16 protein-coding genes and 1 pseudogene are annotated in these 26,908 nt (G+C 45.4%); 10 read left to right on the forward strand and 7 right to left on the reverse strand.

Going from position 1 to position 26,908, the window contains the following annotated elements; genetic code table 11:
- Window positions 1–17: 17 nt before the first annotated feature.
- Together RH45_RS07520 and RH45_RS07525 are read left to right on the forward strand one after the other, a co-directional pair.
- On the forward strand, window positions 18–1,673 hold the full coding sequence (locus RH45_RS07520; RefSeq protein ID WP_008075694.1) for a multidrug ABC transporter permease/ATP-binding protein: 1,656 nt from the start codon (window positions 18–20) through the stop codon (window positions 1,671–1,673).
- Between the two features lie 221 nt (window positions 1,674–1,894).
- Entirely contained in the window at window positions 1,895–4,135 is a 2,241-nt protein-coding gene (locus RH45_RS07525) for a TonB-dependent siderophore receptor (RefSeq protein ID WP_008075696.1), read from the forward strand.
- A 708-nt stretch (window positions 4,136–4,843) separates the two neighbouring features.
- On the opposite strand, the gene RH45_RS23435 is transcribed toward RH45_RS07525, so the two are convergent.
- On the reverse strand, window positions 4,844–4,999 hold the full coding sequence (locus RH45_RS23435) for a hypothetical protein (RefSeq protein ID WP_008075697.1): 156 nt from the start codon (window positions 4,997–4,999) through the stop codon (window positions 4,844–4,846).
- Between the two features lie 242 nt (window positions 5,000–5,241).
- On the opposite strand from RH45_RS23435, the gene RH45_RS23190 reads away from it, so the two are divergent.
- Window positions 5,242–5,712: a hypothetical protein gene (locus tag RH45_RS23190; protein WP_008075699.1), complete on the forward strand. Its 471-nt coding sequence runs from the start codon at window positions 5,242–5,244 to the stop codon at window positions 5,710–5,712.
- A gap of 34 nt (window positions 5,713–5,746) precedes the next feature.
- On the opposite strand, the pseudogene RH45_RS23145 reads toward RH45_RS23190, so the two are convergent.
- Window positions 5,747–6,934, reverse strand: a pseudogene (locus RH45_RS23145) (IS3 family transposase).
- Between the two features lie 328 nt (window positions 6,935–7,262).
- On the opposite strand from RH45_RS23145, the gene RH45_RS07545 reads away from it, so the two are divergent.
- The 4 genes from RH45_RS07545 to RH45_RS07560 all read left to right on the forward strand — a co-directional run bounded on the left by RH45_RS07545 (window position 7,263) and on the right by RH45_RS07560 (window position 18,388).
- Window positions 7,263–9,962, forward strand: a complete 2,700-nt coding sequence (locus RH45_RS07545; protein ID WP_008075704.1) for a carboxypeptidase-like regulatory domain-containing protein — start codon at window positions 7,263–7,265, stop codon at window positions 9,960–9,962.
- Window positions 9,962–14,263 (forward strand): IgGFc-binding protein, encoded by a 4,302-nt coding sequence (locus tag RH45_RS22705; RefSeq protein WP_008075706.1) that lies wholly within the window; start codon window positions 9,962–9,964, stop codon window positions 14,261–14,263. Before RH45_RS07545 ends, RH45_RS22705 begins: the two co-directional genes overlap by 1 nt.
- Window positions 14,256–15,164, forward strand: a complete 909-nt coding sequence (locus RH45_RS07555; protein WP_008075709.1) for a choice-of-anchor A family protein — start codon at window positions 14,256–14,258, stop codon at window positions 15,162–15,164. The genes RH45_RS22705 and RH45_RS07555 overlap by 8 nt, the downstream gene beginning before the upstream one ends.
- An 89-nt stretch (window positions 15,165–15,253) precedes the next feature.
- Window positions 15,254–18,388, forward strand: a complete 3,135-nt coding sequence (locus RH45_RS07560) for a transglutaminase-like domain-containing protein (protein ID WP_008075711.1) — start codon at window positions 15,254–15,256, stop codon at window positions 18,386–18,388.
- Between the two features lie 1,433 nt (window positions 18,389–19,821).
- Here the strand turns inward: RH45_RS07560 and RH45_RS07570 are convergent.
- On the reverse strand, window positions 19,822–20,688 hold the full coding sequence (locus tag RH45_RS07570; protein ID WP_008075714.1) for a YicC/YloC family endoribonuclease: 867 nt from the start codon (window positions 20,686–20,688) through the stop codon (window positions 19,822–19,824).
- A gap of 157 nt (window positions 20,689–20,845) precedes the next feature.
- On the opposite strand from RH45_RS07570, the gene rph reads away from it, so the two are divergent.
- Both rph and pyrE read left to right on the forward strand, forming a co-directional pair.
- Window positions 20,846–21,562 carry a ribonuclease PH gene (gene rph / locus RH45_RS07575; RefSeq protein ID WP_008075715.1) on the forward strand — a complete coding sequence of 239 codons (717 nt, stop codon included), beginning with the start codon at window positions 20,846–20,848 and terminating at the stop codon, window positions 21,560–21,562.
- A gap of 231 nt (window positions 21,563–21,793) precedes the next feature.
- Entirely contained in the window at window positions 21,794–22,435 is a 642-nt protein-coding gene (gene pyrE / locus RH45_RS07580; protein WP_008075716.1) for an orotate phosphoribosyltransferase, read from the forward strand.
- Between the two features lie 55 nt (window positions 22,436–22,490).
- Here the strand turns inward: pyrE and lpxL are convergent, their stop codons facing one another.
- The 4 genes from lpxL to coaBC all read right to left on the reverse strand — a co-directional run bounded on the left by lpxL (window position 22,491) and on the right by coaBC (window position 25,910).
- Window positions 22,491–23,423: an LpxL/LpxP family Kdo(2)-lipid IV(A) lauroyl/palmitoleoyl acyltransferase gene (lpxL, locus tag RH45_RS07585; protein WP_008075717.1), complete on the reverse strand. Its 933-nt coding sequence runs from the start codon at window positions 23,421–23,423 to the stop codon at window positions 22,491–22,493.
- Window positions 23,424–23,450: 27 nt separating this feature from the next.
- Entirely contained in the window at window positions 23,451–24,017 is a 567-nt protein-coding gene (locus tag RH45_RS07590) for a YrbL family protein (protein ID WP_008075718.1), read from the reverse strand.
- A 3-nt stretch (window positions 24,018–24,020) separates the two neighbouring features.
- Window positions 24,021–24,611 carry a nucleoid occlusion factor SlmA gene (slmA, locus tag RH45_RS07595; RefSeq protein ID WP_008075719.1) on the reverse strand — a complete coding sequence of 197 codons (591 nt, stop codon included), beginning with the start codon at window positions 24,609–24,611 and terminating at the stop codon, window positions 24,021–24,023.
- Window positions 24,612–24,710: 99 nt separating this feature from the next.
- Window positions 24,711–25,910 carry a bifunctional phosphopantothenoylcysteine decarboxylase/phosphopantothenate--cysteine ligase CoaBC gene (gene coaBC, locus RH45_RS07600; protein WP_008075720.1) on the reverse strand — a complete coding sequence of 400 codons (1,200 nt, stop codon included), beginning with the start codon at window positions 25,908–25,910 and terminating at the stop codon, window positions 24,711–24,713.
- A gap of 223 nt (window positions 25,911–26,133) precedes the next feature.
- Between coaBC and radC the strand changes: the two genes are divergently transcribed.
- Window positions 26,134–26,802: a RadC family protein gene (gene radC / locus RH45_RS07605; protein ID WP_071986166.1), complete on the forward strand. Its 669-nt coding sequence runs from the start codon at window positions 26,134–26,136 to the stop codon at window positions 26,800–26,802.
- Window positions 26,803–26,908: the final 106 nt, after the last annotated feature.

A 26,908-nucleotide genomic window follows, 5' to 3' on the forward strand; every position in this document is an offset into this window, starting at 1 on the left:
GTCTTCTAGGAAGTTAAATGACGTTGCTTTTTCAACTGGCGCGCCAGCATTACAAAGCTCTATTGGTGATCGTATTGCTCAGCATGGTGAGTGCGTGTCTGAGTATTGGTGTGATTGCTTTTATTCAATATCGTTTGTTGGACAGCAACTTAGATATTAATCGAGCGATTTGGCAGTTTTCAGGGTTACTGGTTTTACTGCTCGCCAGCGCAACATGTGCTCAGGTCTCTTTACATCGGCTGGGACATAAGTTTGTTTACGACAAGCGTTGCCAATTGGTCAAACAACTGATCAACACCGACATTGAACAAATAGAGTCGTTGGGCAGTGCAGGCATACTGGCTTCACTCAATACGGATATTCGTAACGTCACTATCGCTTTTGTTACCCTTCCTGACATGATCTACGGGTTGGTTGTTACCTTAGTTGCGCTCTGTTATCTGACTTTCCTATCCCCACCTTTGTTCGCGATCAGCGTCTTGGTTTTGGCAATCACAGGTGTGATAGGGTACGGCTTAGTCTCGCGAATCACGCATCATGTACGTCAAGTCCGTGATATGGAGGATAAGCTGTATCAAGACTATCAAGCCATCATCCAAGGTAGTAAAGAACTCTCTCTTAACCCACAACGTGCTCGACGTTATTTTCGCGATGAGTTTCGCCTTCATGCCCAAGGTTATCGTCGCCATGTAACCCAAGCGGACACGTTCAACGGCTTTGCTGCCAATCTGGCAAATACGATAGTGCTGGCTCTGATAGGGTTGAATTTTTATCTCGCGTTGGGATTTGGTTGGGCTAGTTTTGAGGTCGCCTCAACCTTCGCTTTGGTGATTTTGTTTATTCGAATGCCACTAATGGCCGCCGTTGGAGCGCTGCCTGGTTTAGTTAGTGCGAACATTTCGATGACCAAGCTTGATTCGCTGGCTTTAAATCGAGACGACTCGCTACCAATGACGTCACCCACCACAGAGTTATTTCGTCGGCTTGAGCTGCGCCAAGTTACCTATCAGTACTCTTCTCAAAATGATGAAGCACCGTTTCAGGTCGGGCCATTAGATTTTTCAGCGTCTCAAGGCGAAGTGGTATTTGTTATTGGTGGTAATGGTAGCGGAAAATCCACGTTTGCTCAGTTGCTAACCGGGCTGTATCGTCCTCATTCGGGTCAGATTTTACTCAATGGTAAGCGAGTTGAAGAGGCTTCAATAACGGATTATCGTCAACAGTTCTCCGCGGTGTTCAGTGATTATTATCTGTTTCCACATCTGGTGGATGGTCAAGGTACTGATGCTGATGACTCACTTGTCAACGAGTGGATGCAGAGGTTAGAGATGAGCAACAAGGTGTCTGTGGAGAATGGCCGTTTATCAGACACGCGCTATTCACAGGGGCAGCGAAAGCGGCTTGCTTTATTGATGGCTATAGCGGAAAAAAAGGGATGTTTGTTGTTGGATGAATGGGCTGCCGATCAAGACCCTCGCTTCCGGCACATTTTTTATCATCAACTGTTGCCCCTATTAAAGCAGCGTAATATTACCGTTATCGCGATAACCCACGATGACCGCTACTTCACCATGGCAGATAGGATTCTTAAAATGGAGTCTGGTCAGCTAAGTGAATTCAACCCCTCTGAAATGAAGAAAGTCAGCCAAGCATTCGAGCGAGTATTGGCTTAGCCCTGAACGATAACGTTATCCCCCCCCTTATAAGACGGCCAGTAGATTGGCTTCTGCTAGCAATATCTTATTGAAATTAAATATATAAACACTCAATAACAGTGATTTTACATATTCCAATGATTTATAAAATTGGTTACACTCCGACCGCTTAAATATAAATAATAACAATTATCGATATCATTACGATGCTCGATAGTGCCGAAGTTAAGGAGAAACATATGAATCGGCAGTTCAGTCTGAGGCCGGCGTACCTCGCCGTGCTCTGTGCGATGTCTTCTGGAGTTGCGCTTGCGGAGGAATTGGATACGGTTGTTGTGGTTGGGGAACGATATGAGAGTGCTGTTGGCCCAGACTTTAGTTATGTTGGTCAGAAAAGCCGTACCGCGACAAAAACTGATTTGGCTATCAAAGAAACACCACGCGCTGTGTCTGTCGTGACTCGAGAGCAAATCGATGATCGTGCATCGATCAGCATTTCAGACGCATTGCAGTACACGCCGAGTATTCAGACGAATCACTATGGTGATGACAATAAACAAGACTGGTTTGTTGTTCGTGGATTTACTCAGGCGGGTACTGGCTTGTATCAAGATGGCACGCGTCTCTACTCGGCAGGCTTTTACAGTTGGCAGATCGACCCGTTCGGCTTAGAACGTGTTGAAATATTACGTGGCCCTGCCTCAGTACTATATGGTCAAAACCCACCAGGAGGCTTAATCAATGTTGTTAGCAAGCGACCGCAGTTTGATGGCGGTTCTGGTAGTGTTGAAGCGCAATTTGGTTCGTTTGATCGTAAGCAACTTAGCCTAGATGTTAACCATGAGTTGAGTGAAAATGTTGCATTTCGCTTAGTCGGAATGGGGCGCAAAAACGGCACTAAAGTTGACGATGTTGAAGCTCAACGTATTCTTATTGCCCCATCTTTAGCTTGGGACATCAATGACGATACCAATATTACCTTCTTGGCTAGCTACCAAAAAGATGATTCCAATCCGTATCTGCAATTCCTGCCTGTGGAAGGCACTTTAACGAGCAACAAAAACGGTCAGATTTCCGATAGTCTGGCGATCGGTGATCCAGATTGGGAAAAGTTTGAACGTGAGCAACTGTCATTAGGCTATGAGTTTGAGCATTTCTTTAACGATGCGTTGAGTTTTGGTCAGTCCGCTCGATACAGTCGCATGGATATCGATCTGCGCCAAATGTTCTTCTCTATGTATTCTGCAGATGCACCACTATTCCCACTGCCGGGAGGGGGGGCGATAGATTTGGGGGCGGTGTTTGACCCAACGAATGCGCGCGAGTCTGTTATTAGAAGCGCTACCATCGAAAATGGCCAATCTAAAGCATTCAATATTGATAACCGCTTAACTTACAAGTTCCGTACTGGGCCGGTAAGGCATACCTTGTTAGCCGGGGTGGATTACCAGCAAATCAATATTGATAGCGAAGCGTATGCTTCACCACCGATTATTGCGGATGGCAACAAAACCACGCTAATTGGCACGGCCGATCCGAACTTCAATATGTTTAACCCAGAGTATACAGATAATCTTGTGCTACTGGATCCGACTCTGCAGCCTTACACCAGTGCTGATCTGCAAACGACAGTGACTAAAAATCGTCAGTTGGGTCTTTATCTGCAAGACCAAATTCGCGTCAATAATTGGGTTGTTCAAGCTGGGGTACGTTATGACGATACTTCAAGCGAGAAACACAATCGTGATACCGGATCGCGTTTCAAGGCGGATTACAAAGCTTGGACATCAAGTGCGGGCGTGGCGTATGTGATGAGCAATGGCCTTACGCCATTCGCTAATTACGCTCAGTCTTTTGAACCACAGCTGGGTACGACGACGGACCAACCAACTAAGCCTGAGCGCGGTGAGTCATTTGAAGCGGGCTTGAAGTATGAACCTCGAAGCATTGATGGCTATATGAGTGTTTCACTTTACAACGCCAGCAAAAAAGATGTTGTTCAAGTAGATGGGACTGACATTAAACAAGTTGGTGAGATCCGTAACCGAGGCATTGAGCTAGAAGCTGTGGCTAATGTGACGCCTGAGCTGACCTTAATCGGTAACGTGTCTTATGTTGATTCAGAAATCAAAGACGACAAAGATGAATCGATTGTCGGTAATCGACCTGAGCAGGTTGCAGATACACTTGCATCAGCGTGGGCTAAATACCAGTTCCTTGAAGGGCCGATGAATGGCTTAAGTGTCGGTGCTGGTGTTCGCTACACGGGTGACACTTATGCGGGGAATGATGAAGAGCACAAGGTGCCTTCTTATACCCTATACGATGCGACGGTGAGTTACCGCTTTGACGACTACAAAGTTCAGCTCGCAGCAAAGAACATCTTTGACAAAGAGTACATTTCAACCTGTACCAGTAATCTTTGGTGTTACTACGGAGATCGTCGTAATGTCATTGCTAGCTTAAGCTACGACTGGTAATGCTGCAGTAAAACGAAAAAGGAGGCCATCAGCTTATAGCTTGCCTCTTATAAAAAGCCCCCAAACCACGGTTTGAGGGCTTTTAACTAGTTCTATGTTTCATTATCTGACCATGTAAGCTTTGAATCGGATGATTACCCTGACCTATACAGAGCCAATTCTCTGGGCATAAAAATGTTTCGGCCAAGCAGAGCTTAGTGACACTACGAACTCTAAGATTCGTTGCTCTTACGGCCTCTCAGGCCGAGAAATCTGGCATTCCACTCTCAATACCCATTATCTACAACTGCAGATATGGAAGGGGCTCATCACTTATCTGTAATAAGCAAATCAAAGCAGAAGATATTGCAGAAGCGGGCTCAATGCCATTATCAAGAGGTTGTATAGCAACAAATACTTCTTTCAGTAATAGAATATATTTGAGGTGAGCATGTGGGATTTTATAGAATAAATTAATATCCTGAATTTTAATTTTTCTATATTATTTATGTTGTAAGTCTAGTCTTATTTTTTCTGGATGGTTTTGATTATAATAGATTTTTGTTTATTAATGAAGAATGCAATTCTTGTTGTATGGTTTTTGTTTATCTATAAAGGTAAATTATTTTTGTCTATCTATAACGAAAGATAATTGGATATAAGTATGAAACTAAGAAGAATTTTATTTCTTGCAATCTCAATCTCAGTATCAAACGCATGCTACGCCAATCACAGTGCTGCAGCTGATGCATTCTCTTTTATGGCATTACCAAATGATGATGTGTTGTATAACGCGCCATCACAGCCAGCTTGGTCTCGGCGAGCATCGGTTACATAAGGGGTACCTAGAGGAGATGCAGCCCCCTCATGGTGGGTCAATGACATTCTAGATGCGTCTATCACAACAAGTCAGCCATGGAATGCAATGACATTCTGGTTTAGTAGTTTTGAAGCGCAATCGAATCATAATACTGACTTTAAAGTGGTTCTTGGTTAACCAGAGGCTTGGGTTCTGCGTGGCAATCAAAATAGCTCTGATGCCCTTAAGGCAAACTGGGAACGCTTACCTGAAAGTAAGTTTAATTGGGCGGCCTATTTTTCTAATGACATGATTGGCTATATTCAAAATGCTGATGCAGATTATTTTAAATAATGGAAATGTAGAATACCAAATTAGCTCGCAACATTATCCGACACACGGTGGAACATCTAAGATCGCTATTGATGGTAAAAATGTTCTTGGGGTATTTGTTCGAGTTCGAGCTTGGTTAGAGCCGAATGATGGACTACCGTCTAGTAGTATTGATGACGTCAAGTATTTGCTGAGCATAGGCGCTGATTATTACCCTGAGGTCGATTCTTCGGTTTCAAATGGGGATTTTGCTAATGCTAACTATTTACCAGGGGCTGGAGGTAGCCGATTTGCCTATGTAACTAAAGATCCAAAGTGGTTTTACATGGTAAACGCTTCACCAGATGACTTATCGATTGTTGATAAAACGAGTGCTTTTTATCAAGCTGGGGGTAAAACGTATCTTACGCATAGAGAGTTGATCGATAACCCACCGATCATAGAAAAAACAGATACCCAAATGTAAGCACTGTCTAGTCCTAAAATAGGTTGACGCTTTTTTATGAAGCCAGTAGGTAATCACTGCTGGCTTTTTCATGCACTTCACTCGGGGTTTTCATCCCCAAGATCATGTTCGACCTCAAGTCGTTATATAGGTATCGACTCTTTTACTAACACTGTGAGCTCCTGAATCGTATTGCATTGATAGAGTAAGAACTCACTCTTTAATATCCTGTTAACTCGCTCTGCAAGAGCGTTTTGATAGCAGTGGTAACCGTCTGTCATTGATGCAACCATGCCGTGAGCGTTTAACTTTTCTTGATACTCTGACGAACAGTACTGTAGAGCTCGGTCAGAGTGATGGATAGTGGCAGCATTTGTTCGTCGATTCATGATTGTCATGTCTAACGCCTTTACAGCATCACTCGCTTTCATTTCATTACTCACTTCAATAGCCCAGTATTTTTTTAGAGTAAGCGCCCGTAACTAACGAGAGATAATGTGTACCCTCATCTGTTTTTACATAGATGATGTCGCTGACAACAACTTCTTCTACATGATTAACCGCTTTTTCTTTTAGTAAGTTAGGATGCTTTCTTAACCAATGTCTGCTGTTCGTTGTCTTGGTGTAGTTCTTCCTTGGTTTGACTTACATATTCTTGCTTTTTAAATGCTTAAATAGGCCGTCTCGTCCTAGCTTTATCCCTAGTCTCTCAAGCTGAGGCTTAATCAACAGGTATAGCTTGCGGGTTCCTATTCGTGGCATGTACTGTCGCCAGTACATCACCATTCTTTCACTATCAAAAGCTCGTTAACACGGGCTTCTAGTCGCTGTTTCCATTGGTATACTGCTTGTCGAGATAAATTGAACTACTTGCATGCAGAAGCCAGCTTTACTTTTCCTTGCTCTTTTGCGAGCCAGGGCGTTCGGCTAAGTACTTTTTTTCCAAATCAATTCCGTAGTTATCTTTAGGGAGCTCAACCATATCGCCGTAAATCATGTTTTTCATTTCGGCATTGGCGAGGGCTTTTTCAAGACGCTTAATCTTCTGTGCAGGTGTTTCTTTGGATTTAAACATTGGAGAGTGCTCTATTGGTTTCGACCAATCCAACTTACCATGCTTTCTGAGCCAAACAAGAACGGTACTGCGCCCCTGAATGCCATAGTGAGCTTGAGCCTGTTTTTGGCCAGCTACCGTTGATACCCCTTCATCTTTGCGCAAGAAAAGAGCAGCGCCAATAGAAATCGAAAAGCGACTTTTGGGTTGTTTTTGGATGGCCTAGTTGGCCTTTTCACAAAGGACTTTTCGGTCGTATGTTGATGAAAAATCGTTGGGAATGGTGCAGAAGTAAGTACTTTTACTCGAAGGGGATTTCTTAGTGCTATATGACGTCCATTTAGTCACTGTAAATTACATTTACCTCGCGAATAAATGTAACTGATATAACTAATACATCCTATATAAAGTCATGTGAACCCAATTCTCGTAACAACGATTCACAAGCCTATGGCAACCAATTGTAATTTCAGATTCTAATGCTAGTTCTGTGCGTGTTATTTGTTTGGTGGATTTTATGGAGCGAGTTTACGCTTTTAGCCGACAGCAATATTCGGTACTACTTCGCGTATTGTATATATTGTTGTTAACGGTGCCTTTTAAGACCTTTGCAGCTGTAGATATAGATAAAGGATATCAATGGATTCTGAGTCAATATCAATCAAGTGATGCTGTTTTGGTAGAGAATAGTATTGCAACGGATTTTGTCGCAATACAAGAATCGCTAGTCTTATTGAAAGATAAGGACCTGTTGCCTCAGCAGGTCACTGATAAGGTTATTGATAAATTGGCTCAGTATTCATTATGGGATACTGAGTCGATTCAGCGATTCTTAAGTCTGAAAACTTCCCATGAAACAAATAATGCCTTGCTTCAGGATCTCTTATTGCACCAAACAGCCGATGGTGGATTTAGTGGTTTACCTAGCCATGATCCAAATGCTCTGGATACTGCATTTGCTCTGCTAATTTTGAAAGATGTACCGAACCTTGATAAGAGGGTAATTAGTCGCGCAATCTATTTTCTGACTCAATTAGAACAGTCTGATGGTTCATATCGTTTAAATAGCAGCAACGAGAGCTCAATCTATTTATCGGCGTTAGTTTCGCAAGCGTTGCAAGGATATTTATTTGATTATCAAGTTGGCCCCTTTATTGAACGGGCAAATCAGTATCTTCTTAATCAGCAGTTCATTGATGCTGGGTGGGGAGAAGCCTGGCTAACAGCACACGCGTTACAAGCAGTCATTCCTATGGTTACAGACAACACGACGTATGGTGAGTCGCTCAGTTGGCTAGCATCGCGCCAGAGAGAAAATGGGTCATGGGAGGGCGACCTGTATACAACGGCCTTGGCTCTGCACGTATTCCATTTGTCATCAATACCGCCTAAGACTTCGCCGATAGCTAGCCGTATTTCTGGTGCTATCACAAGTAGCGCGACCAATCAGCCGATAACAGGAGTCTCTGTTGAAGTGCTAGGGCCGGAGTCATATAGCACCACAACTCAATCGGATGGGCGTTTCGACATAGTGGATGTTGAACCGGGATCTTATACATTGACCTATTCTGCCCAGGGCTACCTTGAAGCTACGCAATCTATCGTCGTTACTCGTGGCAATATGCTGAATCTAGGCACCATCGCGTTGAGAGCAGCTCCTACCCAAGGTTTGCTAAGTGGTCTCGTGATTGATGGTGAAACAGGATTGCCTTTGAGTGGTGCACAAATTGTCGTTACTGGACAAGGTTCGGCCACCACGAACGCGCAAGGAGAATACCAGCTCGCAGTCAGTGAACCAAGTGTCGCGATTACAGTAAGTGCACAAGGTTATCAGTCTATTGAAGCAAACGGGTCAGTGCCGCTAGGACAGCATGTTGTGTTCTCACCTGCGTTGTATCAACAGCCCTCGGTTGGCAATACCGTTACCATTACCGGTCGTGTCTTGGATAAAGAATCGGGGCTCCCAATTGTCGGTGTGCTAGTAGCAGGGGCAGGATCTTCTGTGATAACTGATATTAACGGTGAGTACGCTATTCAATCGGAAGAAACCAGCGTTACACTCTCGTTTTCCGCAGCGGGATATGTTTCCGCTCAAAACAGTTATATTGGCGCTCTAGGGACGTCAGTCCAGACAGGTGACTACTACCTAGCCCCTGAAATAGTCGATATTGAAACGACAGTTTCTGGAATGGTTGTGGATGATGCCACGGGTACACCGATCCCAGGCGCTGTTGTTGCGCTCTCTGCTGCGTCTTTAGAGGTGGTTACCAATAAGCAAGGTAAATTTTATCTCACTGGAATCACCGTGGATGAGTTCACGCTGTTTGCTCGAGCCAATGGCTATTTGAGCCAGTCCGTGCAGATTAATGCAGCTGAGCCAACACAATTGGCCGTTAACTTCAGCCTTTCTAGTGCATCTCAGTTAGGTGTGGATATCGCTGACATGCAGACAAATCAGGCATCGGTCGAAGCATATCAGCACATTGAGTTGAACTTTGCTGTCAAAAATAGCGGTAATGAAGCCAAGAATGTACTCATTCTTACTGAGGTCCTTGATAGTCAGAGCGAAGTGGTTAAACAATTGGCGCTTGGTAGCGCGACGGGACAGGTTAATGCCGATGTTTTGCAAACCTTGCTGCCCGATCAACAAGAATCTTACTCGGTAAGTTGGTTCAGCGGTATTACCCTTCCTGGTCAGTACACTTATCGAGTAAGAGTGTTTGATGGACTGTCTTCTACTGTGTTAGCACAGCGATCATATCCATTCACCATTACAGAATCACGCAGTATAGAACGGTTATCAGTGATCCCAATCCCTCAGTTTAGTTATGTCGGTAAACATGTCGATCTGAGCTTTATTGGTACTTTGGAGAACCGCTCGAATGTCCCACTAGAGGTGAGCTTGGGGTATGTCTTGCAGGCGCCGAATAGTGGTGATGTTGTATTGTCAGGCGAAATCAACGCTACGATCGAGCCAGAAACTGTGAGCTTTACCTTACCATTTACTGCGCAAGAGTATCAATTCTTGGAGAAAGGTGACTATAGCGTCCACATCGCTATTCATTCTGAGGTCGAGCCAAAAATGGTTATCACCAAGCCCGTAGTGGTTTCGCCAACAACTCGACTGAATTTAACGCAGGATCTCTCGCCTGAACGGGTTGTTCCGAATGGAAATCAACGTGTCCACATTAAGATCAATCTTGAAGGGGTAGAATAATGCTTAACTACATCAAAACATTTACCTCATTGCTGGTACTGATTCTATTGTTTCCACTCACAGGGTATGCGCAAGTTGACAGTAGGGGTAAGGAGTTTGTGCTTGCATTCCCTAAAAATTATGAAGCGCGAGGTACGCGATCTCTGTTTATTTCTAGTGAACATGACGCGGAGGGAACTGTTACCGTTAACGGCCTTGCTACCGTTGAGCCTTTTTCGCTGAAAGCAAATGAAGTGAAGCGGATAGAGTTGCCTATTCAGGTTGAATCAATGAGCTCAGATGCCGTGTCGCAACGAGGTGTTCGCGTTGTGGCTAATCAAGAAGTATCGGTTTATGGCTTAAACCAGTACCAACATACTACAGATGCCTATCTTGGATTGCCGATTGATAGCCTGGGTGTAAATTACATCGTGGCTAGTTATCAGCCTACTTGGAGCTCTATGCCTTCGCAGTTAACGGTCGTTGCTGCTTACGATGATACAAATGTGACGATTACGCCGTCGAAGAATGCGGGTAGTCGGGCTGCTGGGCAACCTTATACAATTACACTTGATCGCGATGAGACTTACTATCTTGAAGCAACACAAGACCTTACGGGCTCAAGTATCAGCTCCGATTTGCCTGTTGCTGTTTTTGGTGGCGTAAGATGTGTCAATATTCCATCTAATGTCTCGGCTTGTGATCATGTAGTCGAGATGATCCCCCCTGTTTCGACGTGGGGTCAGAGTTTCCATACCTTCCCCCTAGCAACCAGGCGAAATGGTGAAGTATTTCGAGTGATTGCATCAGATGATAATACTGCGGTTACCATCAATGGTTCTGTTGTCGTCCAGCTACAAGAAGGGGAGTTCTTTGAAACGGTATTGAGAGCAGCGAGTGTCGTTGAAACCAACGCACCTTCGTTGCTGGTGCAATACTCGCCAGGGAGTTCATTTGATGGCGTCACCTCTGACCCGTTTATGATGATCGTACCACCTTCTGAACAGTTTTTATCCGAATACTCATTTACGTCGTTGGGTAGTGATAGTGGCTTTACCAATGGATTTGTTAGTGTGGTAATCCCGACTGACGGGGTGGGTGATTTGTCACTTAACGGTGAGCTTGTCAACGCAGAAAGCTTTAGTCCAATTGGTGCTTCAGGGTATAGCGGAGCACAAATAAAGCTTAATCAAGGATCGCACGTCATAGCAGGAACGATGCCATTTGGTATTTATGCCTATGGGTTTGGCTCGTATGACTCATATGGATATACAGGCGGGATGGCTTTTGAGTTTATTAACCCGAAAGGGGACAGATTCGCGCCTAATGTTGTATTGGTTCAACTGGGAGATGCGATTCAAGGGATCGCTGGTGATTCCGAAGATCTTAATCTCAATGGCATCCTCGATGAGGGTGAAGATCTGAACCAAAACCAAATCATTGACCGCCGAACGGAAGATGTGAATGGCAATGGCGTGCTGGATGAAGGTGAGGATCTGAATCAAGATGGCGTTCTTGATGTAGATACAGGGATTTTCCGTGTGACCTTGTCTGATGACTCGGAAAACTTGAAGTTGGACACAGCTGCGTTTGTGCCAGGTGCTTTGGAAGTTAACTTCCAAGTGACGTTACTCGACGATTCAGCGCCGGGCACTGGTACGTTAATTGTCAGCGACGGTGCGGGTAATAAAGTTGAACGTCTGCTTGTGTTAAACAACGCGCCAACCATGTCAGATGTGACGGTGTTCAGTTTACTGTCAACAACGGATATTGATTTGGATTTGACTTCATTTGCTCGCGAGCCAGACAGGATATCTCAACTCGAAGGCACCACAGTGCTGGAGTGGGACTTTGTGAACTTCAGTATTGCTCAACAGGTAGATATGGGCTACGAGCTGGTGGTTACGAATCTTAAGCCAAATGAGACCCGCATTGTTACGCAAGATTTGGTGCTGGAGTATACCAATGTCGACGGAGACCGCATCCGTAACGAGTTAGGCCAACAGGTTATCGAAGTTGCCAACTCAGTATTTGACCTGATCGCTAACATAGATAAATCCATTTACATCAGCGGCGAAAATGTCGTTATCACAGGTAACGTGTTTAACCTGAGCAGTTTTCCAGCGGATGCTTCTTTGCAGTTGTATATCAAAGATGATCAAGGCTATGTGGTAGCGGTGTTGAAAGACATCACCGTTGCGCAATTGGAACAGGGTGTGGCCCTACAAATTGATGATGCGATGTTTAACACCGACGGCATTATCCTTGGTGACTATCAGGTTGTCGCGGTTCTCACTGACCAATTGAGCGGCGTGCCGATTGAGGTGACACGTCCGTTTACCGTGACAGCAGAAAATGGGCAGTTTGCAGATATCAAGGCGAGTTTGAGTACGGATAAGCCAGTCTATGGCCAGTGGGATACAGTGCAAATTGACGTGTCGGCGCAAAATCTCGCTGACTACTCGGTGGTCGAGAATGCAACTGGCTACTTGTCGTTGACTCGACCGAATCAGCCAGCAGTCGTCATAGAGACAGTGACGCTACCGAGTTTATCGAGCCAGCTGTATCGTCAGTATCAAGTGACATTGCCATTGGACCGTGCGTCGGTCGGTGACTACACGTTGCTGTGGGAAGTGAGAAATTCAGACCATCAAATACTCGCGGCGACGGAAGCATCGTTTGCTGTAGCTGCGTCTATTTCAAACTCCATCTTGGGTGAGGTTACGCTTGATAAAACGAAACTGTTCTATGCAGACGCGAATCAATGTCATCTCAGTACAACCAACCGTGGCACTTCAGACATTGTGGACTTACCCGTTAAGTACACGGTGATCAATGTCGAGTCCGAAGTGGTGGTGCATGAGGTCACGAAGACACTCAGCTTGACCGAGCTCGAGACTCACACTGATACGCTTGACCTCAATACCAAGGTGGCAAGTGGCTATTACATTTGTGCTGTTCAAGTGCAGCTTGATGGCCAGTGGAAAGATGTCGGAGCAGAGAAATTTGAAGTGATCATTGACGTGAGCCTGACAGAGCGCTTTGGTGAGGTATTGATCCTTCAAGATCCTGCAACCGACAACCTCAATGACCCGCATGGACCAGACGGCGTTACCTTGCCAGCCCAGCAAACGGCAACCGTTGCGGCGTTGAAGGCACTAGGATGGCAAGTCAATTACCTGACGGATGAGGATGAGTTTGTTTCTGCCTTGTCAACCGACTCCGCTGATTTGATTTTGGTGGTGCCAGAGTTAGCACTACTGACAGACGAAACCCAACGCTTGCTGAATTATCACACCTTTCTAGGCGATGGCGCGTTTGTTTCGCAGCGTGTCGCGTTTCGGCAGCCTCTGCTCGCGCAGATGCTTGGGTTAGAGGTGGCTCGCACGCAACCGGACGTGATGGGTATCCAACAATCCGAGAATGGCACCGTATGGCAATTTGTCTATCCAGATTCTGCCTATACCTTCCATCCAGTAGGGGCTGCAGAAGTCGCTGGGTACCAGCTTTCGGAAGATGGTATGCGTTGGCAGTACACTGATGGCCAACAGTGCTTGGTTACGCAAACACCACCGGCGCTGTCATGGTTTGAGTTTGGCCGAGGAAAGGCCTCATATGCGGGTTTTGATCTTTTAGCACAGAGCCTAGATAAAGCGTACATACCGCTGTTCAATCAGACTATGGAGTCGTTGTATCAAACTGAATACCAGTTATGGCAAGCACAACCGAAACCCATTACGTTCACGCTTAAATCATCCACCAGTCCAGTGCTAGGCAAGTTAAAACTGTCACTATCACCAGGGTTAGTCATGGTGGACTCTGGGCAGATGAGTGCGGACGGAGGAGGTTGGACTTTACCATTTGATCTGGGTCAGCAACCGATTACAAGTACCACTATTACGGTTGTGGGCATGCAGCCAGGGGCTGAAAAGATACAATTGGTTGTTGTGACTGGCGAAGGAGAGCATTTACAAGAGCAAGAGTCTCGATTGCTAGCTGTTACTGTGAATGCAGTAGCGAGCTTGGATACGTTCGTAACCGCAGTTAAGCTGGAGATAGAGGCGCAGCCACGCAGCCTTGCATTGAAGATGGCTAACCTTGCCCTTGAGAGAGCCGTAAATGCACATTACAAGGGTAAAGAGCCAGAAGCTGCCCGATTACTTGATGAAGTCATAATGTATTTACATCAGGTCGAGCTGAGCGATGAATCCATTCTAATGTCCATCATTAAACACCGTTTGACGCTGCCGCCGATTAACGATGTCGATCAGTGTTCTGATGACGATTGCGATGACGATGAAGAGGAAAACGAAGATGAATAAACAGTATGTATATTTGGGCGTAATGATGTTTGCTCTGAGTTTTCCATTAGAAACGTCGGCGCAAGAGGCACGAATTTCTCTAGGGGAAGCTGAGCACTTTAACGTGGTGGTTTTTGGGGATTTCAGTGCCTCTTCTTCGGAAGTTGAAGGCCGAATGGCGGTGGGTGGTAATCTCAACATTCGCGGCTACAGCATCGCCGATGAACTCGATGACGACGACAATGAGCGGCACTATCCCTACTCGCTGGTCGTGGGAGGAGATGCTACTTTTCCTACTGGCCGGGTCTATGAAGGGCATATCGTGGTCGGCGGGAGCGCCTCAGGGATCGGCTCATCTGTTCGTTGGGGCTTAGAGCGTGGACAAATGCTTTGGGATCATGTGGAGACACCCTTTGTGTTCAATGAGTTGCGTGATGAGCTGACACATTTATCGGATCAGTTGTCTGATCTTACCCCCAACGGGACGATTGAGCAGAAGTGGGGAGGCGTTTATTTGCGTGGTGACTGTATCAGTGATCTTCAGGTGTTTCATGTGCCAGCCGATGCGATCTTAAATGCGCATACATTTGACGTACGATGTGTGCCGGAAGACAGTCATGTACTGCTCAATGTCTCTGGTATTACTGCTGGGTTCGACAATTTGAGTTTGGATGGTTTGGACGATCAGAATGAAAAAGTGCTGTTTAATTTTTATCAAGCACAGACGTTGACTCTGCGCGGTGTAGAGGTTGAGGGTAGTATCTTAGCGCCACTTGCTGATATTGGCGACCCGGAACCTCGAGGCAATATCGAAGGAACACTAGTTGCAAATTCTTGGTCTGGGCGAATGTCGTTTGAATGGGAGCCGTACGAGGGATTTAACGACGATTACCGAGTATGTGAAGGCCCTGTTAATCCCTAACTGATTGTAAATAATATAAAAAGAATATCCACTAGGTCATTTAGGGGTAGTGGTACTGCTAAGAATACGGATATTGCAGAGAATGAATCATGACAAATAGACAAAAGCGATACAACGAAATGTTCAATGCTGGGCTCGATTTTTTACGAGAAACTGTATTGGCGAAGATGACGACATTTATAGTGTTGTTCACATTCAATTTTGTTTTTTATTTTTCGCCTACAGCGCTTGCTGTAAAGGCAGACTTCAACCAGCAAGATCAGCAAGAGGCTGCGATAACTGCATTGTTGGAGTCTACTCCTGAAGCAAAGCTCAGCCATCGTTTATCCAAATTGAAAGAAGCGATAGTGTATGAGGTGGCTGAAGAAGTTAAGGCTGACAAAGCGCCACAAGGATTTTTAGCAAGGACTTGGTCAAGCCTGACTAGCTCTGGCCCTATTTCCACAGATTCCATTCTCGAGTTGGAACGCCTTGCTAGTGAAGTAGAGATGGCATATGTCGAAGCGATTGAGAAATTAAAGACAGAAATTGCTGATAGCACGCAACAGACTTCAAAGCTGAGTTCAACTGCTCTTGCGCTGTTGGAAGAACGCCAAAATCAAGCATTAAAGCAAGTTGAATCCCAGTATGCACACTTGACAACACTGCTACAAAATTTAACTGAGGCTGATTCTGAAGATGTGCAGATTCAAGCTTATGAGGACCTGACTGACTTTTTAGTAAATTCTCAGTTCAAAGCGACACACACGCCTGCAACGCCTGAAAATTTGCCATGGCGAACACCATCGGCAGATGTGCGTGAACCGATAGAAGATGTGAAAGAGTTAACTAGCTTATTGAGTGATACCGAGGCTCAATTGGTTGACGAACCTATGCAAATGGCAGCCCGTTCTTTATCGGGCTCTGAACCGGTTCGTCCTGAGTTGGCTGAATCTATTGAGGTTGTGTTAACACCAGAAATTCGGGCATTAGCGGCGGAGTTGAACCACAGTAGCATTGAAATCTATACATGGGTTCACAACAATATTAAGTTCATCCCGAGCTATGGTTCGATTCAGGGCGCACAGCAGACACTGGAACTAAAACAAGGTAATGCCATGGATACGGCAAGCCTGTTAATTGCCCTATTGCGCGCGTCTGAAATACCCGCAAGATATGCATACGGTACAGTCATTATTCCTGCCGAGAAAGTGATGAACTGGGTAGGAGGCGCTGAAAACCCAGAAGCGGCGCAGACGATTTTGGGCATGGGGGGAATACCGACTACTGCTATTGTTCAGGGGGGGGAAATCGTTAGCTTTAAACTGGAGCATGTGTGGACAGAAGCTTGGGTCGACTTTATGCCAAGTCGTGGTGTGGTTGAGCGCTCTGGTGATAGTTGGATCCCTATGGATGCGAGTTTTAAGCAGTATGTGTTTACTCAAGGGATGAACATTACAGAGCAAGTTCCATTTGACGTAGAGGCTCTTGAAAGTAGCATTCGTCAATCGACGACTTTTGACAATCAACAAGGTTGGGTTGGTAATTTGCCCGCAGAAGAGTTGAACATTCTACTGTCCCAATATGAAACACAATTGACGGAGTACATTGTAAAACAAAACCCGAGTGCCGCGGTTTCCGATGTGCTGGGATTACAGCAAGTGAAGGTTATACCCCCAGCACCATTGTCGGCTGGATTACCATACAATCAGGTTCTGCTCAACAACACTTTTAATGAGGTTCCCAACCAGCTACAGCATAAGTTCAGATACTCTCTGGCTAATAATTCTTATGGAGAAGCGGTCATCCTCATTGAGTTACCTACGGCTAGTTTAGCTGGGAAATTATTAGCTCTGAGCTTCAATACAGCGACGGCTGAAGATGAAGAAATTGTCCTCTCTTATCTGCCTAAAGCTGATAAAGATGGAGTAATTGATCCTGCAACTGTAACCCGAACAGTTCCGGGTTATCTAGTGAATATGGTTGCGAAATTTAACGTTGGTGACGCAATAATTCAGTCTGGGATTGTCGGTACTATGGGTAGTGAACTACAGGAGACTATTGGGCTGTGGAGCCCATCAACGGGCTGGCAATCGAGTGTTAATCAGCCCTCAATTGGTATGTATCGTGCGATCGCCCTGAACTTGCAAGGGGTAAGCGCCACACAAGGTAAAGAGCTGGAAGAGAGCGTGAAATTGACCAAGTCGAAACTGGAAAGCGGAGATCCAAGTGAGATTGCGAACTTGACCAAACACGATTTGGTTGGTGATCAATTGCAAACCACAATTCTCAATTACTTTGCCCTCAATAACATGCAAGACAAAATTGCCGCTCAGCATGCTGGGATGATTCAATATAATTTACCAAGTTTCGGTATTTTCACCACTAATTTGCAGACTCAATATTGGTTTGGTTTGCCTAGACATGTGACGTTTTCGGGTCATGCTATGGATGTGGATCATGTGGCGCAGCTGAGTGTGGCCAAGAATAACGATACGCAAGCAGGAATTGCATTTAGCTTAGGGGTTGGTTCGCGCTGGAGTGCAATGGAGCATGTTGTACCTGAGATGGTCCTTAGCACCGATACCATTTCAGCGAAAGGGATCAGTGCAGCTAAGGCATTAGCCATTGCTTCCGAACAAGGCCAAAGAATTTGGACGATTACTAAAGACAATATGGAGTTGGCACTGTCTAGTATTCGTTTAGACTTGGCTGTTGAGATGGACATCCGTAATGCTGTCTTGAGTGGTAAGACAGTTACCGCACATGAAGAACAAATTAACTTTAATGGCTGGTTGGGGGAAGGATACATAATTATTGACCCGAAAACAGGTGCTGGGGCCTACATGATCTCCGGCGGTGGAAATGGATCCTTTGTGGATTCTGCGGGTGAAAATGCAAATTTAATCGCATTGCTTCTTGGAGTGGCAAGCGTATTGGCTGCGTTTGCTGCTGCTCCTACGGTTGCTATTCCTGTAGCTCCTTTAATTCTATTAAGTCTGTTAGCGGTGACGATTTTAGCGACGACATTGATTATTATGGCTACAGACCTTGATCTGATTGAAGCGGGTTGTCCAGATACGATGAGGATGCTAAGTGCTAGTCTTATGGTGTTAGCGTTTGTATTCGGATTGTTTGCTCCTCTTGGGTTTGCCATTATTCTAGCGATTATGGGCTGGGTTTATACCAACATAGCGCCAACTCTTGGTGCAAGGCTCTGTAGTATTTTAGGGCGAAATAGATAAGGATTAATAATCGTGTGGTATATGTTTAAGGATTATGCGGACACACCAAATTATATTGAGTTTATGATCTTTGGGGTGTCAACGATAGCCTCTTACATTGTGGCTTCGGTGTCTTGTAAATCTCGCCATATGTTTGGATATGAAGTGCGGGTGTTTGCCACCGCCTCAGGTCTCATGGTGGCAGCGCTAGTCGGTGGAATTAAGTTTACTTTTGTTTCAACGTTGTTGATATCGATGCTTTTCACATGGTTGACAGTGATAAGAGGACACGCTTTGGGTTGGTGATGCTAGATAAGCCCACTGGTTGCGCTAGTGGCTTTATTCATCAACTGTTACTTAAAGAGCCTTGGATTGAGTGTTAGTCACGAGATTGCACATATATCAGTATGATCTGCATCAGCATTTCATGCATCGACCGTTTTTGCATGGCCTCTACAAACTAATTGGCACAACATATAGGGTTCAAGGTGTAGCTTGGAAAATAGCTGAAATTTTCGTTTTACCAATGAATATTTTTATGCAGTGAAAGGTTTGAACTGAATTAATGTGAGGTTTTACATTAATTCAATTCAAGGACCTATAGCCACAATGTTGCTTTATCACATTTTCCAAATGTAATGAGAGCAGCATTTTATAGCTTAGATATGATTGGGTTGGCTGATACTCATGTCTACAGAATGTTAACGAGCGAGTTGTGCTATGAAAGTGCTTTCTCCGTCTTATGGTCGCTGTCCTTCCTGTAGTAAGTTCATTTTTTCTCAAAATTGTCGAATGCTAAGAATGGCAAAGTTTGTCCAAACTGTGGTCAAGCGATTTAAGTTTGCATCGGTTTTTATATTAGTTCTTTTCTATTCCTCATAATTTTTCTTGGTACGTTGGTTTTGAACCAGACTACGATTCAGAGTTGGTTGGGGGTAGGTAATGACACTTTTTATCAGGTATGCGTGTGGATTGCTTTTTGGGGTTTCTATGTTTTTTGCGAGCTTTGGGGGGGTATAAAAACTGTTCGCGATCATAAATCAAGAACTGGGAAATTGGCTTGTTGGAGCAGCTTTCGTTGTTGAAACGCGGCATCGCGTGCATCTGCAAGGGATAATTCTGGATAGGGCCTAGTGTCATTTCTGGACGTCTGCCGTTGGTTGAAAATCGCAAGAGCCAAAACGGTTATCCAGAGGCGGGTACAACGAAGTAGAGGCCATTACCATCTGCGGTTTTGCGTAGTTTATCCTTGGCTAAAACGGCGACTTTTCGTGCGTTGAGCTTGCCCATCGTGTTCTCCTTATCATGGAAAGTTACTCACCACTTGGTTGAAAATTCTGGCAAAGATCTGAAATCTCCTGAAAGCACAAAAGCCCTTATTAATAAGGGCTTTTTTATAGCATTCGCGAGCCTTGAGCTAATAAACTGTTTGCAGGTCAAAGCGAAGGCAGGGCTTACTCAATATTCTGGATCTGCTCACGCATCTGCTCAATCAGAACCTTAAGCTCAACTCCAGATGCAGTGATATCTGTGCTGATGGACTTAGAGGCCAAGGTGTTAGACTCACGGTTAAACTCTTGCATCATAAAGTCAAGACGACGGCCGACTGCGCCGCCTTTCTTCATGATGTTAGTGGTTTCTTTAACGTGAGAGTCTAAACGGTCTAGCTCTTCGGCCACGTCTGACTTTTGTGCCAGTAGGATGAGTTCTTGCTCCACTCGTGATGAATCAAGCTCTACCTTCGCATCTTCAAACTTGGAGAACAGACGTTCACGTTGCCATTCTAGAATTTCAGGCATACGCGCGCGTACTTTCACAACTTCGTCAGAAATGGCGGTTAAACGCTGCTCAATAAGCGCTTTCATGTTGTCGCCTTCACGACCACGGGCTTCGATAAAGTCGCTCAATGCAGCATCGAAAGCTGCAAGCAAATCTTTATTAACGGCGTCCATATCCTGCTCTGGTGTTTCCATTACTCCTGGCCAGTTCATGATCTGGAAAGGATTTAGGCGACTCTCATCGCCAGACAGAGACATCACTTGGTTAGCGGCACTGATTACTTGCTTGGCTAAATCTTCGTTGATGGTCAGCTCACCTTTTGCTGCCGGATTGGCTTCAAATCGCAGGGCGCATTCTACTTTGCCGCGCGCAAGGCGCTTACGAAAACGTTCACGCAATACAGGCTCTAAGCCCCGAAACTGCTCAGGTAGGCGGAAGTAGGTCTCGAGGTAACGTTGGTTTACCGAGCGAATTTCCCATACTGCTGTGCCCCAATCGCCTTTCGCTTCTTTACGCGCATAGGCTGTCATACTATAGATCATCGAATTTTCCTGTTTATCATCTGTGAAAATAACGCGAGCCAATAGTAGCACATGCACTAAGCCTTGGCTGAAGGAATCCACATAGCTTTGTCTCCTAAACTTCGCTATAATCCTGCTCCAACCAAATTCGTCTCCCCCTATCAGAAGGTAGATGCCCATGCGTCCAAACGATCGCAAGGCGGATCAAGTTCGCCCAATCAAAATTACTCGTAACTACACTGCGTATGCAGAAGGCTCTGTGCTGGTTGAATTCGGCAATACTAAAGTGCTGTGTAATGCGACCGTTGAAGAAAACGTCCCTCGCTGGCTAAAAGGTCAAGGTAAGGGTTGGGTAACCGCTGAATACGGCATGCTACCTCGTTCAACCCACTCACGTATGCGCCGTGAAGCCGCAAGCGGTAAACAAGGTGGCCGTACGATGGAAATCCAACGTCTGATTGCTCGCAGCCTTCGTGCTGTCGTAGACCTAGAAGCGATGGGTGAAATCATGGTGACGGTTGACTGTGACGTGATTCAAGCTGACGGAGGTACACGTACTGCGTCTATCTCTGGTGCGAGTGTTGCGATGGCAGATGCGTTTCAACACTTAGTTGAAAAGGGCAAGCTAAAAGCCAACCCAATGAAAGGCCACGTCGCGGCTGTTTCTGTGGGTATTCTAGGTGAAGACATTCTTTGTGACCTTGAGTACACCGAAGACTCCGCAGCCGATACTGATATGAATGTGGTGATGACTGAAGATGGTCGTATGATCGAAGTTCAAGGCACAGCAGAAGGTGAACCCTTTACCCATGCTGAGCTGATGAAACTGTTGGAGTCGGCGACCAAAGGTATTAGCGAAATTGTAGCGGCGCAGAAAGCGGCGTTAGAAAATTAGTGATTAGATAGCTCCCAATTGGGAGCTATTTTTTTGTTTTCTTCTTAGATAACTGAACAGCGTTGTTAGCTTCAACTTTTCATTCCATCACATAGCGCACTATGCTCAGGAGCTGAAGAGTTTCGCTGCCTAGCTGTAAAGCTATCTACTTTGAAAACACTCTTTATTGTTTGAGTTATCTTTTCTAGGGACTAGAGGCTAGGAACTAGAAGCTTATAAACGGAGAAAGTGATGAAAGCATACCAGCGTGAATTTATTGAGTTTGCATTAGAGAAAGAAGTCCTAAAATTTGGCGAGTTTACTTTAAAATCTGGCCGTAAGAGTCCGTACTTCTTTAACGCTGGTCTTTTCAATACCGGTCGTGACTTAGCGCGTCTTGGTCGTTTCTACGCAGCGGCATTGGCGGATTCTGGTATTGAGTTCGATGTGCTATTTGGCCCGGCGTATAAGGGAATCCCAATTGCGACGACAACCGCTGTTGCCTTGGCTGATCACCATGATATCGATACGCCTTACTGCTTTAACCGTAAAGAAGCCAAAGACCATGGTGAAGGCGGTAACTTAGTCGGTAGCGCACTTGAAGGTCGCATTATGCTGGTAGATGATGTGATTACGGCGGGTACAGCAATCCGTGAATCGATGGAAATCATCAAGGCAAATGGCGCTGACCTCGCGGGTGTTTTGGTCGCAATCGACCGTCAAGAGAAAGGCAAGGGTGAACTGTCAGCGATTCAAGAAGTAGAGCGTGATTTTGGCTGCGCGATTATTTCGATTGTTAGCTTGACCGACTTGGTCACTTTCCTGGAAGAGAAGGGCACGGATCCAGAACATTTAGAAGCGGTTAAAGCGTATCGTGCTCAATACGGCATCTAATTGGTCAAATGAGAGTTAGAGTAAAAAGGCATCCAACTGGATGCCTTTTTTGATTTTATTTGTAACGTGAGCTTTTGCCCATAGCGCGGTCAACCATGGTTTTGTAGCGTTTGTGAACCCACATCCACTGATCTAGTCCGCGTAAGATCACGTTCTCTATTGCTTTATTCATCACTCGTGCGGCGCCTTCTGCGTCTTTGCGTGGGAATTGGGCACTGAACTCATCGTCAACTTGTAATGTGTATGTTGAGCCTTGACGGAAGCTTGACGCGGTCACAACAGCGCATTTGCTGGCATCAATAAGAACGCCCGTGCCTGCCGTGGTACAAGCATCTTCAACCGCAAAAAACGGTACAAATACTGCGTTCTTACGGCCATAGTCATGATCCGGTAGGTACCATAAACGACCGCCGCGACGCAAAATCTTCAACATGCCTTTTACGTCTTTGCGATCCACCATTTGGTTGCCAAAGCGCGTTCGTCCCCACGTTTGAATATAGTCGTATACAGGGTTGTCATGCGGGCGATACACACCATAGCCTGGTGCGAATGTGGCAAATGCGCGCGCGGTGATCTCTAAATTAAGAGCATGGGTACATACAACCAAGACACCTTTTTTCTGCTCATCCAGCTCTACAATTTGCTCGATATTGCGAAATTGAATTAAGCGTTTGAAGCGCCACTCAGGCCAAAACCAGGCAATGCCCGTTTCAATTAAGGCTAAGCCGGTATTTTTAAGGTTCTCGGTGACAATTCTTTCGCGCTCGTCTTGTTCCATATCTGGGAAGGCAAGTTCAAGGTTGCGACGCACAATGTGAGCTCGATTCTTAAGGGCGATTGCGCTTAAAGAACCCAGGCCGCGACCTAATTTGAGTAATACCGCATATGGCAATACGGTCACGATAAGACCAAGCAAGCCGAAGCCCAGCCAGATCGCCCAATTCTTAGGGTGTAAGCTACTTTTGAGAGTAAGTGGTTTGTTTTCCATGGTGGTTTATACACTCGACGTTAATAATCACACGTTCATCATTTTCTCGATTAGGAGAGGCCAATTTGTCTTAGTCTTACGTAACGCAAAGCTAGGGAAAAGCATGATTAAAGGAAGTTTTGGTGTGTAGAAGTAACGTGAACCAATACCGTCGATGATCATAGGAACCCACTGGTTATTGACGTTTTTTAAAAGCACCTGATCTACATTGATATCACTGATACATATCCGGTGCTTAATTAAATAATCCCCTAGTTGTACTAGAAGTTGCTTTGCGACTTCTTTCGTCACTAACTCTTTTTGGATCGCTTCTATCATTGATAAAGACGGAGTGCCATCACCGTCAAGGATACGCTCAATCAATAGTCCTTTTCCTTTATTAGTGTCAATCCACCTATAGCATTTGGGGATATGAGTGAATGGCACTTTCTTCAACTCTAAATACTTCAGATAGAAATACTCGATACTATTTTGTGATCGAACGATCATGTCTGGTTTGTAGACTTTGATACATAGAGCCTGATCATCTGGGTGGACATAGCACTCACGTTCATTACCTTGCCCTAGTAACAGCTTATCATCGAGAATGAGCATAACTTACCTTACTTGAGCACTCAGCAGTGCCCAGTATTCGTCAAAATTGGCGGTTGGCTGATATTTAAAGTCTGAACGGACAAAGCGGTTAAGGCTGCCTTCAACTTGGCCTAACAATTGCGCGGCAAGAATCTTCTCATCGACAGGGAAGGCTTTTCCTTCACGTAGCTTTCGTTCGCGGAGAATTTGTCGTAGTGAGGTTTCGATGCGTTCGTACAATTGATTTATACGCTCTCGCAGGCGCTCATTTTCAAACATCAGTGCATGACCAGAAAGGATGCGACTTAAACCTGGATTGCGTTCAGAAAAGGCTAAAATCAACTGCAGGACTAATCGAATTCGAGTCAGGGTATCTTTTTCTTCATCTAAGATACGATTGATGCGAGACATCAAAGACTCTTCAATGAACTCAATCAAGCCTTCAAACATACGAGCTTTACTAGGAAAGTGTCGATAAAGTGCAGCTTCAGACACGCCAACCTGTTTGGCAAGTTTCGCTGTAGTAATACGAGATGCGCCTTCATTGGACTCGAGCATCTCAGCGAGTGCTTGTAAAATTTCTTCTCGGCGGTTGGTTTTTCTTGTGCCTGCCATGAATACTTTCCTTTTTTACCCATTCTGAATAACGACTATGGGCCCGTATTGCTACGAGCCCGAAGTCAGACAACTTAAACAGTGATTTGTTGTATTTTCTTACAGCTTGTCAGCGATAGTCGCCATAATTTGGCTAGCAATAAGCTGTTTGCTGGCAAGAGTAAGTGATTGCTCACCATCTTTCCAGTATACGGTGATCGCGTTGTCGTTGCTATTAAAGCCTTGTCCTTCAACCGAGACATCGTTAGCACAAATCATATCCAGATTCTTCTTCGCTAGCTTAGTGCGAGCGTAATGGGCCACGTCTTGAGTTTCAGCGGCAAAGCCAACCGTAAATGGTCGACTTTGTTCAAGTGCCGCAACCGACGCGATGATGTCTGGGTTTTTGACCATGGTGACCGTCATCTTATCGCTGTCATCGGTTTTTTTGATTTTTTGTTCTGCAATAGTATCAGGTCGGTAATCGGCAACCGCTGCGCAGCCAATGAAAACATTGTGTTCGGTCGCTTGCTCCATCGCAGCAGCATGCATACTCAGCGCGCTATCGACATCAATACGTTTAACACCAAATGGGGTAGGTAGGGAAACAGGGCCTGCAATCAGGGTAACTTGTGCTCCAAGTTGCTGGGCCGCTTGTGCCAAGGCAAAGCCCATTTTTCCTGAGCTGTGGTTCGAAATGTAACGAACGGGATCTATTGCTTCACGTGTTGGGCCTGCAGTAATAACAACGGACTTACCTTCTAACGGTTTGGCTGTGAAGAATTGTTCACACTGTTCAACCAACTGCATCGGTTCTAACATACGTCCTGGACCTACATCACCACAAGCTTGCTCGCCAGCCGCTGGCCCCCAGATATGCATACCACGACGTTTTAAGGTCGCAATGTTCTCTTGGGTCGCAAGATTTAAGTACATTTGTTGGTTCATGGCAGGAGAAACGGCAACGGGTGCATCAGTTGCCAAAACCAGTGTGGTCAGCAAATCATTACCCATTCCCGCCGACATACGTGCAATAAGATCGGCAGTGGCTGGTGCCAGAAGTACTAGGTCTGCCCACTTGGCCAGTTCAATGTGACCCATTGATGCTTCTGCCGCAGGGTCGAGTAAGCTGTCCGATACCGGGCGGCCTGATACCGCTTGCATGGTCAGCGGAGTGATAAACTCTTTCGCTGCCTTAGTCATCACGATTTGTACCTCGGCACCACGTTCAATTAAACGACGTGTCAATTCGGCACATTTGTAGGCCGCGATGCCGCCGCTTATGCCCAGTAGGATCTTTTTACCCGCTAAAGTTTGCATGAGGATCTCCCTAAATATTACTGCGCGTAAGATAACACGCCTCATGTTTGTGTGCCTAATTGGTCAAATTTAATGCAGTGAGGTGGCTGTCACTCACTCTACAACTTGGTTAGAAGTGACCTTGGCAAGGAAGTTTATATTGCCTCGCATTTCGTATTATTGATCAGGATCTGCTGCTTGTTATCCATCACTTTGGGCATATTTGTTCGTTTAAGTAGAGAATATGCCTTCAATACCTTCGGAATCCATGCCTCGAGAGAAGCTCATCTCGCACGGGCCGCAAGCTTTAACAGACGCAGAGTTGTTAGCCATCTTCTTACGTACTGGCACTCGCGGAATGAATGTGCTTGAACTGTCAGACTTTCTGCTCAAAGAGTTTGGTTCGTTACGTCGTTTATTCGGTGCAAGCCAAATAAATTTTTGTCAGTACAAAGGTCTTGGGGTTGCCAAATATGTCCAACTGCAAGCGGTTTTAGAGCTCACTCAGCGTTATTTGTCTGAAACTTTGCAGCGTGGGGATGCATTGACCAGCCCGCAGCAAACCAAACTTTACCTCTCTGGTGTACTACGAGATAAACAGCGTGAAGAGTTCTATGTCCTTTATTTAGACAATCAGCATCGAGTGATATCGGGAGAGTCATTGTTTCAAGGCACGATAGATGCGGCCTCTGTATACCCTAGAGAGGTCGTTAAGCGCTCATTAGAGCATAATGCAGCGGCGGTGATTATTGCACACAATCACCCTTCAGGCGTTGCTGAGCCTAGTCAGAGTGACCGTCGAATCACCCGTCGTATCAGTGATGCACTGGCGTTGGTGGACATACGTATTTTGGACCACTTTGTGGTCGGAGATGGTGAGATTGTTTCTTTCGCAGAACGTGGCTGGATTTAAATCACATTTTTAGTTGTGAGTTCGCTGATTTCTGCTACAATCGCCCGACATTTTTTAGCACATAAATCAGCTCTGCCTAAAAAAGATCACGAAAACCTGTAAAAAG

This window comes from Vibrio sinaloensis DSM 21326 (assembly GCF_000189275.1).
Taxonomy (GTDB): domain Bacteria; phylum Pseudomonadota; class Gammaproteobacteria; order Enterobacterales; family Vibrionaceae; genus Vibrio; species Vibrio sinaloensis.

Coding starts and splice junctions, on each gene's coding strand:
- RH45_RS07520 (WP_008075694.1), top strand. CDS start 18: ATGACGTTGCTTTTTCAACTGGCGCGCCAGCATTACAAAGCTCTATTG.
- RH45_RS07525 (WP_008075696.1), top strand. CDS start 1,895: ATGAATCGGCAGTTCAGTCTGAGGCCGGCGTACCTCGCCGTGCTCTGT.
- RH45_RS23435 (WP_008075697.1), bottom strand. CDS start 4,999: ATGTCATTGACCCACCATGAGGGGGCTGCATCTCCTCTAGGTACCCCT.
- RH45_RS23190 (WP_008075699.1), top strand. CDS start 5,242: ATGCTGATGCAGATTATTTTAAATAATGGAAATGTAGAATACCAAATT.
- RH45_RS07545 (WP_008075704.1), top strand. CDS start 7,263: ATGGAGCGAGTTTACGCTTTTAGCCGACAGCAATATTCGGTACTACTT.
- RH45_RS22705 (WP_008075706.1), top strand. CDS start 9,962: ATGCTTAACTACATCAAAACATTTACCTCATTGCTGGTACTGATTCTA.
- RH45_RS07555 (WP_008075709.1), top strand. CDS start 14,256: ATGAATAAACAGTATGTATATTTGGGCGTAATGATGTTTGCTCTGAGT.
- RH45_RS07560 (WP_008075711.1), top strand. CDS start 15,254: ATGACAAATAGACAAAAGCGATACAACGAAATGTTCAATGCTGGGCTC.
- RH45_RS07570 (WP_008075714.1), bottom strand. CDS start 20,688: ATGATCTATAGTATGACAGCCTATGCGCGTAAAGAAGCGAAAGGCGAT.
- rph (WP_008075715.1), top strand. CDS start 20,846: ATGCGTCCAAACGATCGCAAGGCGGATCAAGTTCGCCCAATCAAAATT.
- pyrE (WP_008075716.1), top strand. CDS start 21,794: ATGAAAGCATACCAGCGTGAATTTATTGAGTTTGCATTAGAGAAAGAA.
- lpxL (WP_008075717.1), bottom strand. CDS start 23,423: ATGGAAAACAAACCACTTACTCTCAAAAGTAGCTTACACCCTAAGAAT.
- RH45_RS07590 (WP_008075718.1), bottom strand. CDS start 24,017: ATGCTCATTCTCGATGATAAGCTGTTACTAGGGCAAGGTAATGAACGT.
- slmA (WP_008075719.1), bottom strand. CDS start 24,611: ATGGCAGGCACAAGAAAAACCAACCGCCGAGAAGAAATTTTACAAGCA.
- coaBC (WP_008075720.1), bottom strand. CDS start 25,910: ATGCAAACTTTAGCGGGTAAAAAGATCCTACTGGGCATAAGCGGCGGC.
- radC (WP_071986166.1), top strand. CDS start 26,134: ATGCCTTCAATACCTTCGGAATCCATGCCTCGAGAGAAGCTCATCTCG.